We start from the raw sequence: 16093 nt of genomic DNA on the forward strand, positions 1-16093 counted from the left end.
TCGGGTTGCCAGAATGGAGAAGGGCGGCGCGCCGGCAATCCGGCGGCGCCGCCTTGCGGGTGGGCGGGCCTGCGAACCTGCGGGCCCGGCCGCCGGGGCTCAGTGGCCCTTGACGACCTCGCCGTCGCGCAGCTTGTAGCGCGTGCCGCAGTACGGGCAGCGTGCCTCGCCGTGCGACACGTCGATGAACACGCGCGGGTGGGCGCTCCAGCGCGCCATGGCCGGGTTCGGGCAGTACGCGGGAAGATCCTTGGCCGTCAGTTCGACCAGCGGCATTTCCTTGATTTCACTCATGAGACTTTCTCTTATCACTCTTTTGTGGGGCAGTCGGTGGCGCGGCGCACTCAGACCTTCGTCAGCCAGTGCGCGTACTTCGCGTTCTTGCCCGACACGATATCGAAAAACGCCGACTGGAGCTTTTCCGTGACGGGGCCGCGCGCGCCGCTGCCGATCGTGCGGTTGTCGAGCTCGCGGATCGGCGTGACTTCGGCGGCCGTACCGGTGAAGAACGCTTCGTCGGCCGTATAGACCTCGTCGCGCGTGATGCGCTTCTCGATCACTTCGATGCCGGCGTCCTTCGCGAGCGTGATGACGGTGTCGCGCGTGATGCCGTCGAGGCACGACGACAGGTCGGGCGTGTACAGCTTGCCGTTGTTCACCAGGAAGAAGTTCTCGCCGGAGCCTTCCGACACGTAGCCGTCGACGTCGAGCAGCAGCGCTTCGTCGTAGCCGTCGGCGGTGGCTTCCTGGTTCGCGAGGATCGAGTTCACGTACCAGCCCGATGCCTTCGCGCGCACCATCGACACGTTCACGTGGTGGCGCGTGAACGACGACGTCTTCACGCGGATGCCCTTCGCGAGACCGTCCTCGCCGAGATACGCGCCCCACGGCCATGCGGCGATCGCGACGTGGATCGTGTTGCCCTTCGCGGCCACGCCGAGCTTTTCCGAGCCGACCCAGATGATCGGGCGCAGGTAGCACGACTCGAGCTTGTTCTCGCGCACGACTTCGAGCTGCGCGGCTTCGAGCGTTTCCCGGTCGAACGGCACGTCCATCTGGAAGATCTTCGCCGAATTCAGCAGACGTTTGGTGTGCTCGGGCAGGCGGAAGATCGCGGTGCTGCCGTCGGCCGACTTGTACGCGCGCACGCCCTCGAAGACGCCCATGCCGTAGTGCAGCGTGTGGGTCAGGACGTGGATCTTGGCGTCGCGCCAGTCGATCAGCTTGCCGTCCATCCAGATCTTGCCGTCGCGGTCGGCCATTGACATAGATTTCTCCTGGGAAGCGGTGAGGTGCTGCGGGTTGTATGCAGCGTTGAGCCGGAAAGACGCTTATTTTAGCGTCATTTGGAGGCGATCCGGTCGGTCGGCGCGGGGCCGGCGCTATAATCGCCCGGTACCGATTCCAATAACGACGGGTCGTACCGGCAGGAGGCGCCGGCGGCCCGCGAACCGCCCGCTGCGGCCCGCTTCCCATGCTCGCTCGACTATCCGCCACCGACCGCTTCGCGCTGATCCAGGGCGCGCGCGACTATTCCCCGACGCTGATGGCGATTTTCTCGTGGGGGCTCGTCACCGGCATCGCGATGAGCAAATCGGTGATGACGCTCTGGCAGGCGAGCGCGATGTCGCTGCTGGTCTACGCGGGCTCGTCGCAGCTCGCGGTGCTGCCGCTCCTCGCGGCGAAGCTGCCGATCTGGACCATCCTGCTCACGGCCGCGATGGTCAACACGCGCTTCGTGATCTTCAGCGCCGGGCTGGCGCCCCATTTTTCCTACCTGCCGCTGTGGCGGCGCCTCGCAATCGGCTATTTCAACGGCGACGTGATCTACCTGCTGTTCCAGAAACAGGGCTTCGCCTACGGCCACGTGCCCGGCAAGGAAGCGTATTTCTGGGGGATGGCGCTCGCGAGCTGGCTGTCGTGGCAGGTGTCGTCGCTCGCCGGCATCCTGCTCGCGAGCTTCTTTCCCGCGAGCTGGGGGCTGGAGCTGGCCGGCACGCTCGCGCTGATCCCGATCATGGTGTCGGCCGTCGCGAACCGCTCGACGCTCGCGGCCGTCGCGGTCGCCGGCGTCGTGTCGCTCGTCGCGTTCGACCTGCCGTACCGGCTCGCGTTGCCGCTCGCGGTGCTCGCCGCGCTGGCGGCCGGCTGCACGGCCGATTTCTTCGTCGAGCGGGCCGACTGGCGACGCATCCGCACCGAAACCGTGCACGAGAAGGAGATCGAATGAGCGCGACGGAAATCTGGATCGTCATCATCGGGATGACAATCGTCACGGCCGTCACGCGCGCGCTGTTCCTGATCGGCGGCGAACGCACGGTGCTGCCCGAACGCGCGCAGCGCGCGCTGCGCTACGCGCCGGCCGCCGCGCTCGTCGCCGTCGTGCTGCCCGACGTGCTCGAAACGCCGGCCGGGCTGTCGTTCGCGTTGTCCAACCATCCGTTCTACGCGGCGCTCGCCGGCCTCGGCTGGTTTCTGTGGCGGCGCAGCATGCTCGGCACGATCGTCGTCGGGATGCTCGTGTTCACAGTGCTGCGCCTGGTGTTCTGATGAGCCGCCGTTCAGGTGCGCCGGGCGCCGGCCGTTCGCGCCGGCGCATTGTTGCGTTGCGGCAATGTGTTCGTCGCCGCGCGCGATCCCAAATAGGCGGAATTCGCCGCCCGCGGGTCAGTCTGCCGGATGGATCGGCTAGAATGCCCGTTCAGGATTTTTTACCCGTGCGCGTCATGCGAACCGCCAGCCACGGCCGCATCCGGCGCCCTTTCGCGGCAGCCCGCGCACGTCCAGCGTGAACCCCCTTTCCCCATCCACCACTTCAATCTGTTCAACATGAGCCAAGTCAAGCGTCTTACCGACCTGATCGCCGCCGGCCAGCTCGCCGGCAAGCGGGTATTCATCCGCGCCGACCTGAACGTCCCGCAGGACGACCAGGGCAACATCACCGAGGACACCCGCGTGCGCGCATCCGTGCCGGCCATCCAGGCTGCGCTCGACGCCGGCGCGGCCGTGATGGTCACGTCGCACCTCGGCCGCCCGACCGAAGGCGAATTCAAGCCGGAAGATTCGCTCGCGCCGGTCGCGAAGCGCCTCGCCGAGCTGCTCGGCCGTGACGTGCCGCTCGTGTCGAACTGGGTCGAGAACGGCGTGAACGTCGCGCCGGGCCAGGTCGTGCTGCTCGAGAACTGCCGCGTGAACAAGGGCGAGAAGAAGAATTCGGACGAGCTCGCCCAGAAGATGGCGAAGCTCTGCGACGTGTACGTGAACGACGCATTCGGCACCGCGCACCGCGCGGAAGCGACCACGCACGGGATCGCGAAGTACGCGCCGGTCGCGTGCGCGGGCCCGCTCCTGGCCGCCGAACTCGACGCGCTCGGCAAGGCGCTCGGCAACCCGGCGCGCCCGCTGGTGGCGATCGTCGCCGGCTCGAAGGTGTCGACCAAGCTCACGATCCTGAAGTCGCTGGCCGGCAAGGTCGACCAGCTGATCGTCGGCGGCGGCATCGCGAACACGTTCATGCTCGCGGCCGGCCTGTCGATCGGCAAGTCGCTCGCGGAAGCCGACCTCGTCAACGAGGCGAAGGCGATCATCGACGAAGCGCGCGAGCGCGGCGCGTCGGTGCCGATCCCGACCGACGTCGTCACCGCGAAGGAATTCTCGCCGACGGCCGCGGCCACGGTGAAGCAGGTCGCCGACATCGAAGCGGACGACATGATCCTCGACATCGGCCCCGATACGGCCAAGGCGCTCGCGAGTCAGCTCGAGAAAGCCGGCACGATTGTCTGGAACGGCCCGGTCGGCGTGTTCGAGTTCGACCAGTTCGGCAACGGCACCAAGACGCTCGCGGAAGCGATCGCCAAATCGTCCGCGTTCTCGATCGCGGGCGGCGGCGACACGCTCGCGGCCATCGCGAAGTACGGCATCCACGACCAGGTCAGCTACATCTCGACGGGCGGCGGAGCCTTCCTCGAGTTCCTCGAAGGGAAGAAGCTGCCGGCGGTGGAAGTGCTCGAAACGCGGGCGGCCTGAGCGTGGCGGCGCGCGCAGGGGTGACGAAGGCCGCGCGCTCCGCGAAAGCGGAGCAGCCGGCCGGCGCGGGCAAGCGCAAACGCGCGCCCGCGCGGGCGAACACCGCCCCGCGCGCACCGGCGGCTGCCGGCGACGCGGCCGAGCAACACCACGAGATTCAGAACAAAGCGATGCCGGGCGCAAGCACCGGCACGCCCCCCGGAACGGCCGCCGCTGGGCCTGCCGCTTCCGGCTCTCGCAGCGTTTCACCCAGCGCATCCACCTTGATCCAGATGAGGAGTTTCATGCAGCGCGCCACCAAGATAGTCGCCACGATCGGCCCGGCTTCCAGTTCGCCGGAGATTCTGCTGCAGATGATGCAGGCGGGCCTCGACGTCGTGCGGCTCAATTTTTCGCACGGCACCGCCGACGATCACCGCCAGCGCGCCGAGATGGTGCGCGAGGCCGCCCGCAAGGTCGGCCGCGAGATCGCGATCATGGCCGACCTCCAGGGCCCGAAGATTCGCGTCGGCAAGTTCGAGAACGGCAAGACGACGCTCGAGCCGGGCCAGGCCTTCATCCTCGACGCGGGCTGCGAGCTTGGCAACGACGAGCGCGTCGGCCTCGACTACAAGGAACTGCCGCGCGACCTGCGCACGGGCGACCTGCTGCTGCTGAACGACGGCCTGATCGTGCTGACCGTCGAGCGCGTGCTCGGCGACGAGATCCACACGATCGTCAAGGTGGGCGGCGAGTTGTCGAACAACAAGGGCATCAACCGCCAGGGCGGCGGCCTGTCGGCGCCGGCGCTGACCGCGAAGGACATGGAAGACATCCGCACCGCGATGTCGCTCGGCGCGGACCTGGTGGCGGTGTCGTTCCCGAAGAACGCAACCGACATGGAAATGGCGCGCCAGCTCGCGAACATCGCGGGCGCGCCGTACGGCATCAAGCCGAAGATGATCGCGAAGATCGAGCGTGCGGAAGCGATTCCGGCGCTGCAGAGCATTCTCGACGCGTCCGACGGCATCATGGTCGCGCGCGGCGACCTCGCGGTGGAAGTGGGCAACGCGGCCGTGCCGGCGCTGCAGAAGCGGATGATCCGGATGGCGCGCGAGTCGAACAAGCTCGTGATCACCGCGACGCAGATGATGGAATCGATGATCCACGCACCGGTGCCCACGCGTGCGGAAGTGTCGGACGTCGCGAACGCGGTGCTCGACGGCACCGACGCGGTGATGCTGTCGGCCGAGACGGCCGCCGGCAAGTACCCGGTCGTCACGATCGAGACGATGTCGGCCGTGTGCGTCGAGGCGGAAAAGTCCGAAGAAGTCGAGCTGGACAAGGATTTCCTCGACCGCACGTTCACGCGGATCGACCAGTCGATCGCGATGGGCGCGCTGTTTACCGCATATCACCTCGGCGCGAAGGCGATCATCGCGCTGACCGAATCGGGCGCGACCGCGCTGTGGATGTCGCGTCACTACACGCACGTGCCGATCTTCGCGCTGACGCCGCGCGTCGGCAGCGAGCGCACGATGGCGCTGTACCGCAACGTGACGCCGCTGCACGTCGACTTCAACAGCGATCGCGACTCGGCGCTGCAGGCCGCGCTCGAAATCGTCGTCAAGCAGGGCTATGTGCAGCACGGCGACATGGTCGTGCTGACCGTCGGCGAGCCGATGGGGCAGGCGGGTGGCACCAACACGCTGAAGATCGTGCGCGTCGGCGAGCACTATTGAGCACCGGCCGGGCAGTTGCCCGGCCCGAAACGGTCGCCCGAGACGATCTGGCGCCGATTTTCGACGAAAGCCGCGCGGGGTCGCATGCCCCGCGCGGCTTTTTTTCTCTTTTTTGCCCGCATTGTGCCGTGCGAACGTAACAAATTGCGAGCAGGCGCTACCGGCCGGTCGGAATCGGAGGCGCTTCGCGATAAAATGCCGCTATTCGACGCTCAGCCGCGCCGCGCCATCCCGGTCTCGCCGGGAGCGAGCGCCGCGCCGGCGTCAGGGCGCACCGGTTTTCATTCCAAGGAGTTCCACAATGCCTCTCGTATCAATGCGTCAATTGCTGGACCACGCGGCAGAGCACGGTTACGGCCTGCCGGCCTTCAACGTGAACAACCTGGAGCAGGTCCAGGCGATCATGGCGGCGGCGGACCAGGTCGGCGCGCCCGTGATCATGCAGGCATCGGCCGGCGCGCGTAAGTATGCGGGCGAGCCGTTCCTGCGCCACCTGATCGAAGCGGCGGTCGAATCGTATCCGCACATCCCGGTCGTGATGCACCAGGATCACGGCCAGTCGCCGGCCGTCTGCATGGCCGCGATCCGCAGCGGCTTCACCAGCGTGATGATGGACGGCTCGCTGGAGGCCGACGGCAAGACGGTCGCGTCGTACGAGTACAACGTCGACGTGTCGCGCAAGGTCGTCGAGATGGCGCACTCGATCGGCGTGACGGTCGAAGCCGAACTCGGCGTGCTCGGCTCGCTCGAGACGATGAAGGGCGACAAGGAAGACGGCCACGGCGCGGAAGGCACGATGACCCGCGAGCAGCTGCTGACCGATCCGGAGCAGGCCGCCGACTTCGTGAAGCTCACGCAGTGCGATGCGCTCGCGATCGCGATCGGCACGTCGCACGGCGCGTACAAGTTCTCGAAGAAGCCGACGGGCGACATCCTGTCGATCCAGCGCATCAAGGAAATCCACGCACGCATCCCGAACACGCACCTCGTGATGCACGGTTCGTCGTCGGTGCCGCAGGAGCTGCTGGCCGAGATTCGCGAATTCGGCGGCGACATGAAGGAAACCTACGGCGTGCCGGTCGAGGAAATCCAGGAGGGCATCAAGCACGGCGTGCGCAAGATCAACATCGATACCGACCTGCGTCTCGCGATCACCGGCGCGATCCGCCGCTACCTGTTCGAGAACCCGGGCAAGTTCGATCCGCGCGACTACCTGAAGCCGGCACGTGAAGCGGCGAAGCAGGTCTGCGTCGACCGTTACCTCGCGTTCGGCTGCGAAGGCCAGGCCGGCAAGATCAAGCCGGTGGCGCTCGACAAGATCGCCGAGCAGTACAAGTCCGGCGCGCTCGCGCAGGTCGTGCGCTGAGACTGTAGTACGATTGCCGCGCCCGATGGTGGCATCGGGCGAACGCGCGGCTGCCCGGCCGGGATCTGATCCGGCCCCGCAACCGTTCCGTCCGGCCGAACGAGGGCCGGCCGGCAACCGCCCGGGCGCCGTCGCCCGGGCGGTTGCCGACGTATTGCAAGACCGCCGTTCCCGCCTGCCGCGGGGAACGGCGTTTCCCTTTTGGTTTGGCTCCTTATCTGCGAAAAGACGATGTCTACCCTCTACGAATCCACGCTCCGTTCGCTGCCGCTCCTCGGTCGCGGCAAGGTCCGCGACAACTACGCGGTCGGCAACGACAAGCTCCTGATCGTCACGACCGATCGCCTGTCGGCTTTCGACGTGGTGATGGGCGAGCCGATTCCGAACAAGGGCCGCGTGCTGAACCAGATGGCGAACTTCTGGTTCGGCAAGCTCTCGCACATCGTGCCGAACCACCTGACGGGCGATGCGCCGGAAGCGGTGGTCGCGGCCGACGAGGTCGAGCAGGTGAAGGGGCGTGCCGTGGTCGTCAAGCGCCTCGAGCCGATCATGATCGAAGCGGTCGTGCGCGGCTACCTGGCCGGCAGCGGCTGGAAGGAATACCAGGCGTCGGGCGCCGTGTGCGGCGTGCCGCTGCCGGAAGGCCTGCAGAACGCGCAGAAGCTGCCCGAGCCGATCTTCACGCCGGCCGCGAAGGCCGAGATGGGCGAGCACGACGAGAACATCACGTTCGAGGAAACGGAGCGCCGCATCGGCACCGAGCTGGCCGCGACGATCCGCGACATCTCGATCAAGCTGTACAAGGAAGCGGCCGACTACGCGGCGACGCGCGGCATCATCATCGCCGACACGAAGTTCGAATTCGGCCTCGACAACCACGGCCAGCTGTACCTGATGGATGAAGTGCTGACGGCCGATTCGTCGCGCTTCTGGCCGGCCGACCAGTACGAAGTCGGCACCAACCCGCCGTCGTTCGACAAGCAGTTCGTGCGCGACTGGCTCGAAGCGCAGCCGTGGGGCAAGACGGCGCCGGCACCGGCGCTGCCGGCCGACGTGGTCGAGAAGACGGCCGCGAAGTACCAGGAAGCGCTCGAGCGCATCACGGGCCAGACGCTGGCCTGATCGGGGAACGGAACACATGAGCGAAGTTCAGACTGCCCACACGCACAGCGCGCCGCTCGTCGGCGTGCTGATGGGTTCGAGTTCCGACTGGGACGTGATGAAGCACGCGGTCGCCATCCTGCAGGAATTCGGCGTACCGTACGAAGCGAAGGTCGTGTCCGCGCACCGGATGCCCGACGAGATGTTCGACTATGCGGAGAAGGCGCGCGAGCGCGGGCTGCGCGCGATCATCGCGGGCGCCGGCGGCGCCGCGCACCTGCCCGGCATGCTGGCCGCGAAAACCACGGTGCCGGTGCTCGGCGTGCCGGTCGCGAGCAAGTACCTGAAGGGTGTCGATTCGCTGCACTCGATCGTGCAGATGCCGAAGGGCGTGCCCGTCGCGACGTTCGCGATCGGCGAGGCCGGCGCCGCGAACGCCGCGCTGTTCGCGGTGTCGATCCTGTCCGGCCACTCGGTCGACTACGCGAACCGGCTCGCCGCGTTCCGCGTGCGCCAGAACGAAGCCGCGCACGCGATGGTGCTGCCGCCGCTGGAATGACGGCGCACCGGCGGCCGCGTGTCGCGGCTGCCTGACCCACCCCACTGCGGCGGGCAGCGCCCGCCGCGACCGACCACTGACATGACCGCAACTCCTGATTCCGTTTCCCCGATCCTGCCCGGCGCGTGGCTGGGCATGGTCGGCGGCGGCCAGCTCGGCCGCATGTTCTGCTTTGCCGCCCAGTCGATGGGCTATCGCGTCGCCGTGCTCGATCCCGATCCGGCGAGCCCCGCCGGCGCGGTCGCCGACCGCCACCTGCGCGCGGCCTACGACGACGAAGCCGCGCTCGCCGAACTGGCCGCCCTGTGCGAAGCCGTTTCGACGGAGTTCGAGAACGTGCCGGCCGCGAGCCTCGATTTCCTCGCGCGCACGACATTCGTCGCGCCGGCCGGCCGCTGCGTCGCGATCGCGCAGGACCGGATCGCGGAGAAGCGCTTCATCGAAGCGTCGGGCGTGCCCGTCGCGCCGCACGTCGTGATCGAATCGTCGGCGGCGCTCGCCGCGCTCGACGACGCGGCACTCGACGCGGTGCTGCCGGGCATCCTGAAAACGGCGCGCCTCGGTTACGACGGCAAGGGCCAGGTGCGCGTGAGCACCGCCCGGGACGTGCGCGACGCGCATGCGGCGCTCGGCGGCGTAGCGTGCGTGCTCGAGAAGCGCCTGCCGCTGAAATACGAAGTGTCGGCGCTGATCGCGCGCGGCGCGGACGGCCGCTCGGCCGCCTTCCCGCTCGCGCAGAACGTGCATCACAACGGCATCCTCGCGCTGACGGTCGTGCCGGCGCCGGCCGCCGATGCCGCGCGTGTCGAAGAGGCGCAGCAGGCGGCCGTGCGGATTGCCGATACGCTTGGCTACGTCGGCGTGCTGTGCGTCGAATTCTTCGTGCTGGAAGACGGTTCGTTCGTCGCGAACGAGATGGCGCCGCGCCCGCACAACTCCGGCCACTACACGGTCGATGCGTGCGCAACGAGCCAGTTCGAGCAGCAGGTGCGCGCGATGACGCGCATGCCGCTCGGCAATCCGCGCCAGCATTCGCCGGCCGCGATGCTGAACATTCTCGGCGACGTGTGGTTCCCGAACGGGGCGGGGGCGGATCCCGTCACGCCGCCGTGGAACACGGTTGCGGCGATGCCCGCCGCGCACTTGCACCTGTACGGCAAGGAAGACGCGCGTGTCGGCCGCAAGATGGGCCATGTGAACTTCACGGCCGAAACGCGCGACGAAGCCGTTGCCGCGGCCAACGCGTGCGCGCAGTTGCTGCGCGTGCCGCTCGACTGAGGCGCGGGCCGATGTCCATCGATCTCCCGACCACCGTGACGCGCGCGCAGATCGACGCGGCCGCCGCGCTGCTCGACGCGGGCCAGCTCGTCGCGTTTCCGACCGAGACCGTCTACGGGCTCGGCGGCGATGCGGCGAATCCCGAGGCCGTCGCGCGCATCTACGCGGCGAAGGGGCGGCCCGCGAATCACCCGGTGATCGTGCACCTGCCGCCGGGCGGCGATCCCGGCTACTGGGTGCACGAGTTGCCGGCCGATGCGCAGGCATTGATCGATGCGTTCTGGCCGGGCCCGCTCACACTGATCCTGAAGCGCCATGCGCGCATTCCGGACGCCGTGAGCGGCGGGCAGGATTCGGTCGGGCTGCGCTGTCCGTCGCATCCGGTCGCGCAGGCGCTGCTGGCCGCGTTCAGCGCACGGCGCGGCGGGCATGGCGGCGTGGCCGCGCCGTCGGCGAACCGCTTCGGCCATGTGAGCCCGACCACCGCCCAGCACGTGCGCGACGAATTCGGCGATACGGTTCACGTGCTCGACGGCGGCGCATCGGAAGTCGGGATCGAATCGACGATTCTCGACCTGTCGCGCGGGTTCCCGGCGCTGCTGCGCCCGGGCCACGTGACGCCGCAGCAGATCGCCGACGTGCTCGGCCGCGCGCCGCGGCTGCCGGACGGCAGCGACGCGACCGCACCGCGCGCGTCGGGCACGCTGAAGGCGCACTATGCGCCGCGCACGCCGCTCGCGCTGCTGCCGTTCGACGCGCTCGAGCCGCTGCTTGTGGCTGCGCAAACCGATGGCGAGCGTGTCGCGCTCGTCGCACGCGCATCGCGCGCGGGGCGTTGGGCGCAGGCCGACGGCGTGCATTTCGTCGCGGCGCCGGAAGATCCGCAGGCGTATGCGCGCGATCTATACGGGATGCTGCGTGCGCTCGATCGCGCGCAGGTTGCGCGGATTCTCGTCGAGAAGCTGCCCGAGACCGTCGAATGGATCGCGGTCAACGATCGCCTCGGCCGCGCGGCTGCCGCGTTCGAAGCGCGCGACTGACGAAGCCGACTGCTTCCGGAATGAAAAACGCCCGACCGGCGAACCGGTCGGGCGTTTTCGTTTGAGCGCGTGGCCGGCTGCTTACTTGCCGACGCCGGACTTTGCGATCTGCTGTTCGACGTACTGCGCGAACAGCGCATGCAGGCGCGTCGTCGGATGGACCGTGTCGGCGAACATGTAGGTCTGGTCCGCGTTCGCGACCGTGTACGTCTGCGGCGAGCAGAACAGCGACGAGCCGAATGCGGTCGCGTTCGCGACGCCGTATTGCGTCGCGGCCTGGACCATCGCCTTCAGGTTGCACGCGGTGTCGGTGTTCGACACGCTGAAGCCGTTCGCCTGATAGTTCGCGAGGATGCCGTCCTGCCACGTGAACGTGTCGAGCAGCACGTATTTGGTCGTGTCGACCTTGAGTGCCTGCAGCGTCGCGGCGAGCGTGCCGTTGAACAGCATCGACAGTTGCGTGAGGGTCGTCTGCGTGCCGCCCTGGAGCGCGAGCGGCGTGCCGCCGATATCCGGCACGTTCGAGACGAACACGTGGGTCGCGCCGGCGGCGACGATCTGCTGGACGAGACCCGCGAGCTGTTGCGCTGCGGCGCCGATGTTCTGCTGCAGTTGCGTCGGCGTGATGGCGCCTGCCTGCAGGGCCGCGACCTGATAGAAGATGTCGTTCGCGCCGCCGTTCAGCAGCACGATCTGGTTCGCGTTGAAGCTGCCGTGCTGCTGCAGGTACTGCGCGAGCTGGCTCGCGATCGGCGTCGTGGTCGCCTGCGCGTAGTCGGCGTTCGGCACGCTCGCGTCCGCATGGCCGATGCCCGGCTGTTGCGTCACGCGCGAACCGCCCTGTGCGTAGCCAAGACCGCCGGTGGCCTGCAGCGGAATGCCGAAACCGCCCTGGTTGGCGGGCTGCAGCGTGTCGCCGTAATACTGCGCGACGTTCTGCGTCCACACCTGGCCCGGGTTGGTCGTGAAGCGGCCGCCGCCGAAGCCGAGCTTGATCTGCGAGTAGGTGCCGGCGTCGGACAGCGAGTCGCCGAACGACACGACCTGCATTTTCACGCCCGACGGCGGCGTGTTCGATGCGTTGCTGCTGTTGTTGTCGTCGCCGCCGCCGCATGCGGCGAGCAGTGCGAGCGCGGCGCCGGCGATCGCGACCTGCGCGGTGCGCAGCATGCGCCGACGGGTGCGGGCGGGTGCGTGTTGTTGTGTCTGCATCGTTCGATCTCCTCGTAGATATGGCCTGATGTGTTTCTCATCTGCCGCGTGCCTGCTCGGTTCCGGGCTGCGCGGCGGCCGTTGGCTGAAACGGTTTATTGGTGTCGCGCAGCCGCAGGCGGCACGGTGCGCGGATCGGGGTTCGCGGCCTCGGCAATCAGCGCATGATAAGCGCTCGCCCACTCGGGCGGGCCGAAAATCGCGCGCAGCTTGTTGCGCCAGCCGTCGACGCGCAACGCGTCGCCGGCCATCGATACCCACTCGTGAAACGTCGCGACGAGCGGGTTGTTCGAGCCGAGCCGCTCGACGATCCCGTACTGCGGCGGATCGTCGGGCGTTTCCTCCACATAGCTGCCGAACAGGCGATCCCAGATCACCAGGACGCCTGCGTAATTGCGGTCGATGTAGCGCGGGTTGCGCGCGTGGTGCGCGCGATGGATCGACGGCGTGTTCAGCACGTATTCGAGCCAGCCGAGCTTGCCGATCGCCTGCGTGTGCACGAAGAACTGGAACGCGAGATTGATCAGCACGATGCCGACCACCTGTTGCGGCGGAAAGCCGGCGAACGCGAGCGGCAGCCAGAACACCCACATCCCCGCGACCGGATACATGAGGCTCTGGCGGAACGCGGTCGAGAAATTCATTCGCTCGGACGAGTGGTGCACGACGTGCGCGGCCCACAGCCAGCGCACGCGATGGCTCGCGCGATGGAACACGTAGTAGAGGAAATCCTGCGCGACGAACAGCACTGCGAACGACAGCCAGCCGTCTTGCCACGTGAACAGCCGATAGTGCCGGTAGCAGTATGCGTAGACGGGAATCACGAATAGCCACGCGATCTTGTCGGCGCCCTGGTGCATCAGCGCGAGCGCTGCGTTGCACAGCGTGTCGCGCCACGCATAAACGTGGTCCTGCGCACGAGTGCGGGCGAGGTGCCAGGCCTCCCACGCGATGCACAGCAGGAAGACGGGCGCCAGCGCGAGCAGAAGCAATTCGACGTCGAATCGCATGGGCGTGTCTCCTTCTTTCCCCTGCAAGCCGTGAGGCCGGGCGTATGGCCCGTTGTAGATATCAGTCAGGCCAACAGCCTACGCAATCGCCACGCGCTAGGCGAGGGGGCAGCGTAGAGGGTTCCCTCTGAGGACAGGGTTTCTACGGAAGCCGCGCGGCGCGGGGCCGGGCGGTGCGGCCCTGTTTTACGGGCACGGTTGGCGCGCGGTGCGTCGCGCGCCAGCGGCCGGGGGCGTTTCAAACCGGGAGGGCAGAATTCCGTGTGCGGACGCGCCGCCAGGCCGCGCCCGACCGAGCGCCGGTGCGGCACGCTGCGCCGGGCCGCCCGGGGCCGATGCAAAGTCGACGCGAACCTACGGCGCGGCACCACCGCCGTGTCGCGTCGCCCGGAAACGTCAGTGCGCGCCCGCGTAGATCCATTCGAGCAGCGAGTCGTGCGCGGCGCGCGCGCCTTCCGCGTGGTCGTTGTTGATGAAGCTGACGACGATGTAGCTCTGGCCGTCGGCGCCGGCGACGTAGCCGGCGATCGCGCGCACGTCGCGCAGCGTGCCGGTCTTGATGTGCGCGTTGCCGAGCACGCCGGCATTGGTGAGGCGGTTCTTCATCGTGCCGTCGATGCCGGCGATCGGCAGCGAATCGACGAAGGTCTGCGCGACCGGGCTCGCGTTCGCGGCCTGCAGCAGCGCGGCCAGCGACAGCGCGCTCACGTGCTCTTCGCGCGACAGGCCCGAGCCGTTCTCGAGCACGAGGTCGGGCATCGCGATGCCGTTCTTCTGCAGGAACGCCTGGATCACGCGGCTCGACTGCTCGGGCGTCGCGGGCGGCTTGCCGCCGACCGCGCCGATCGTCAGGAACAGGTTGCGCGCCATCACGTTGTTGCTGAACTTGTTGATGTCGTAGACGATGCTGCCGAGCACCGGGCTGTGATGCACGGCGAGCGGCCGCGCGTTGGCGGGCACCTTGCCTTCGCTCACCGGCCCCGCGATCGTGCCGCCGTCCTGCTGCCACAGTGCGAGGAAGCCGCGCGCGAAGAACGTCGTGTGATCGAGGATCGCGAGGTTGGTCGTGTGCGCGCCGCATCGCAGCGGGTAGTCGCCGGCGAACGAGGCGGTCATGATCCCGCCGCCGGCCGTCAGCGTCGGGCGTGCGGCTGCGGCGGCCGCGCTGCACGAGCCCGAGCCTTCGACCAGCTGGTTGTCGATCGACAGGTTCGCGAGCGGCGGCAGCACGTCGACGGCGACCTTGCCGTCGTCGCCCGGGGTGACCGTGAACGACACGGCCTTGAATGCGTACAGCAGCGGATCGGGGCCGACGTTGTACGGTGCGCTCGCGTCGTCGTCGAACGAAGGGAGATCGCGCGTCGACGCCGCGAAGTAGCTCTTGTCGAGTACGAGGCCGCCGGCCACGCGCTTGACGCCGGCCTTGCGCAGCTTGTCGACGAGGTCGATCAGCTCTTCGGGCACGAGCTTCGGATCGCCGGTGCCCTTGATGTACAGGTTGCCCTGCAGCGTGCCGTCGGGGTCGACCGTGCCGTCCGTGTAGGCGGTCGTGCGCCAGCGATAGTCGGGGCCGAGGATCGACAGGCCCGAGAAGGTCGTCACGAGCTTCATCGTCGACGCGGGCAGCATCGGCCGGCTCGCGTTCCACGCGATCAGCGGCTCCGGATCGCCGACGCGCTCGACGACGACGCTCATCGCCGACGCCGGCACCTTCGCGCGCTGCAGCGCGACGAGCACGGACGCCGGCAGGCCGGCCGCGCGCGCGGCCGGCGACACGACGGCCGTCTTGTGCGCTTCCTTGTGGGTTTTCTTGCGTGCCTGCGCGGCGGGCGCGAATGCGAGGGCCGTGCAGGTGGCGACGATGGCGGCGGCCCGCAGGCAGACGCGGGCGCGGGGGGCGAACCGGTTGGACAGATCGGAAATCGGCATGGGCAAATACGGGAGAAGCACGGCGTTCGGGCAGGGCGCGCGCGGCGCCAAAGCGCACATTGTAGAGACAAGTCCGGACAGCTCCCTTGCAATCCGCCTTTCTGTTGCATTGCACGGTGCCGCGTGCGGGGTTCGCGGCGCTACAATGGTCGGCGTGTCCGACTGCCCGATGGAAGCCTGTCCCGATGCGGATTCTGCTTGTCGAAGATGATCGAATGATTGCCGAAGGCGTGCGCAAGGCGCTGCGCTCGGACGGCTTTGCAGTCGACTGGGTGCAGGACGGCGACGCCGCACTGACGGCGCTCGGCGGCGAGACGTACGACCTGCTGCTGCTCGATCTCGGGCTGCCGAAGCGCGACGGCATCGACGTGCTGCGCACGCTGCGCGCACGCGGCCTCGCGCTGCCGGTGCTGATCGTCACCGCGCGCGACGCGGTGGCCGATCGCGTGAAGGGGCTCGACGCCGGCGCCGACGATTACCTCGTCAAGCCGTTCGACCTCGATGAACTGGGCGCGCGGATGCGCGCGCTGATCCGCCGCCAGGCCGGGCGCAGCGAATCGCTGATCCGGCACGGCGCGCTGACGCTCGATCCCGCTTCGCACCAGGTCACGCTCGACGGCGCGCCCGTCGCGCTGTCAGCGCGCGAGTTCGCGCTGCTCGAGGCGCTGCTCGCGCGGCCGGGCGCGGTGCTGTCGAAGAGCCAGCTCGAGGAGAAGATGTACGGCTGGGGCGAGGAGATCGGCAGCAACACGGTCGAGGTCTACATCCACGCACTGCGCAAGAAGCTCGGCTCGGACCTGATTCGCAACGTGCGCGGGCTCGGCTACATGGTCGTCAAGGAAAGCTGACGC

16 protein-coding genes are annotated in these 16093 nt (G+C 68.2%); 10 read left to right on the forward strand and 6 right to left on the reverse strand.

Features of this window, described 5'->3' with window-relative positions; translation table 11 throughout:
• Positions 1–99: 99 nt before the first annotated feature.
• Both HWX08_RS14235 and HWX08_RS14240 read right to left on the reverse strand, forming a co-directional pair.
• Positions 100–294, reverse strand: a complete 195-nt coding sequence (locus HWX08_RS14235) for a zinc-finger domain-containing protein (RefSeq protein ID WP_006749970.1) — start codon at positions 292–294, stop codon at positions 100–102.
• A 50-nt stretch (positions 295–344) separates the two neighbouring features.
• Complete coding sequence (locus tag HWX08_RS14240; protein WP_069257483.1) at positions 345–1268, reverse strand: branched-chain amino acid transaminase; 924 nt, start codon at positions 1266–1268, stop codon at positions 345–347.
• Positions 1269–1474: 206 nt separating this feature from the next.
• Between HWX08_RS14240 and HWX08_RS14245 the strand changes: the two genes are divergently transcribed.
• From HWX08_RS14245 to HWX08_RS14255, 3 genes are all read left to right on the forward strand, one after another.
• The gene (locus HWX08_RS14245; RefSeq protein ID WP_174921080.1) at positions 1475–2230 is read left to right on the forward strand and encodes an AzlC family ABC transporter permease; all 756 of its coding nucleotides are present in this window, start codon (positions 1475–1477) and stop codon (positions 2228–2230) included.
• Positions 2227–2550, forward strand: coding sequence for an AzlD domain-containing protein (locus HWX08_RS14250; protein WP_069257481.1), 324 nt, complete (start codon positions 2227–2229; stop codon positions 2548–2550). The genes HWX08_RS14245 and HWX08_RS14250 overlap by 4 nt, the downstream gene beginning before the upstream one ends.
• Before the next feature lie 279 nt (positions 2551–2829).
• Entirely contained in the window at positions 2830–4026 is a 1197-nt protein-coding gene (locus tag HWX08_RS14255) for a phosphoglycerate kinase (protein WP_069257480.1), read from the forward strand.
• Positions 4027–4183: 157 nt separating this feature from the next.
• Here the strand turns inward: HWX08_RS14255 and HWX08_RS34605 are convergent, their stop codons facing one another.
• Positions 4184–4312, reverse strand: a complete 129-nt coding sequence (locus HWX08_RS34605; protein ID WP_021164118.1) for a hypothetical protein — start codon at positions 4310–4312, stop codon at positions 4184–4186.
• On the opposite strand from HWX08_RS34605, the gene pyk reads away from it, so the two are divergent.
• The 6 genes from pyk (at position 4311) to HWX08_RS14285 (ending at position 11091) form a co-directional block, all read left to right on the forward strand.
• Positions 4311–5747, forward strand: coding sequence for a pyruvate kinase (pyk, locus tag HWX08_RS14260; protein WP_069257479.1), 1437 nt, complete (start codon positions 4311–4313; stop codon positions 5745–5747). The two genes, HWX08_RS34605 and pyk, sit on opposite strands and share 2 nt — an antisense overlap.
• Before the next feature lie 301 nt (positions 5748–6048).
• The gene (gene fba / locus HWX08_RS14265; RefSeq protein WP_034189083.1) at positions 6049–7113 is read left to right on the forward strand and encodes a class II fructose-bisphosphate aldolase; all 1065 of its coding nucleotides are present in this window, start codon (positions 6049–6051) and stop codon (positions 7111–7113) included.
• A 231-nt stretch (positions 7114–7344) separates the two neighbouring features.
• Positions 7345–8235: a phosphoribosylaminoimidazolesuccinocarboxamide synthase gene (locus tag HWX08_RS14270; RefSeq protein WP_069257478.1), complete on the forward strand. Its 891-nt coding sequence runs from the start codon at positions 7345–7347 to the stop codon at positions 8233–8235.
• A gap of 16 nt (positions 8236–8251) precedes the next feature.
• The gene (gene purE, locus HWX08_RS14275; protein WP_069257477.1) at positions 8252–8773 is read left to right on the forward strand and encodes a 5-(carboxyamino)imidazole ribonucleotide mutase; all 522 of its coding nucleotides are present in this window, start codon (positions 8252–8254) and stop codon (positions 8771–8773) included.
• A gap of 81 nt (positions 8774–8854) precedes the next feature.
• Positions 8855–10051 (forward strand): 5-(carboxyamino)imidazole ribonucleotide synthase, encoded by a 1197-nt coding sequence (locus HWX08_RS14280; RefSeq protein WP_174921081.1) that lies wholly within the window; start codon positions 8855–8857, stop codon positions 10049–10051.
• An 11-nt stretch (positions 10052–10062) separates the two neighbouring features.
• Positions 10063–11091 carry an L-threonylcarbamoyladenylate synthase gene (locus tag HWX08_RS14285; protein ID WP_174921082.1) on the forward strand — a complete coding sequence of 343 codons (1029 nt, stop codon included), beginning with the start codon at positions 10063–10065 and terminating at the stop codon, positions 11089–11091.
• A gap of 81 nt (positions 11092–11172) precedes the next feature.
• On the opposite strand, the gene HWX08_RS14290 is transcribed toward HWX08_RS14285, so the two are convergent.
• The 3 genes from HWX08_RS14290 to dacB all read right to left on the reverse strand — a co-directional run bounded on the left by HWX08_RS14290 (position 11173) and on the right by dacB (position 15242).
• Positions 11173–12303, reverse strand: a complete 1131-nt coding sequence (locus HWX08_RS14290; protein WP_069257474.1) for an SGNH/GDSL hydrolase family protein — start codon at positions 12301–12303, stop codon at positions 11173–11175.
• A gap of 95 nt (positions 12304–12398) precedes the next feature.
• Positions 12399–13313 (reverse strand): sterol desaturase family protein, encoded by a 915-nt coding sequence (locus tag HWX08_RS14295; protein ID WP_069257473.1) that lies wholly within the window; start codon positions 13311–13313, stop codon positions 12399–12401.
• Positions 13314–13709: 396 nt separating this feature from the next.
• Complete coding sequence (dacB, locus tag HWX08_RS14300; protein ID WP_174921083.1) at positions 13710–15242, reverse strand: D-alanyl-D-alanine carboxypeptidase/D-alanyl-D-alanine endopeptidase; 1533 nt, start codon at positions 15240–15242, stop codon at positions 13710–13712.
• A gap of 185 nt (positions 15243–15427) precedes the next feature.
• Between dacB and HWX08_RS14305 the strand changes: the two genes are divergently transcribed.
• Complete coding sequence (locus HWX08_RS14305) at positions 15428–16090, forward strand: response regulator (RefSeq protein ID WP_021164091.1); 663 nt, start codon at positions 15428–15430, stop codon at positions 16088–16090.
• Positions 16091–16093 lie beyond the last annotated feature (3 nt).

The organism is Burkholderia metallica (assembly GCF_902832845.1).
Taxonomy (GTDB): Bacteria; Pseudomonadota; Gammaproteobacteria; order Burkholderiales; family Burkholderiaceae; genus Burkholderia; species Burkholderia metallica.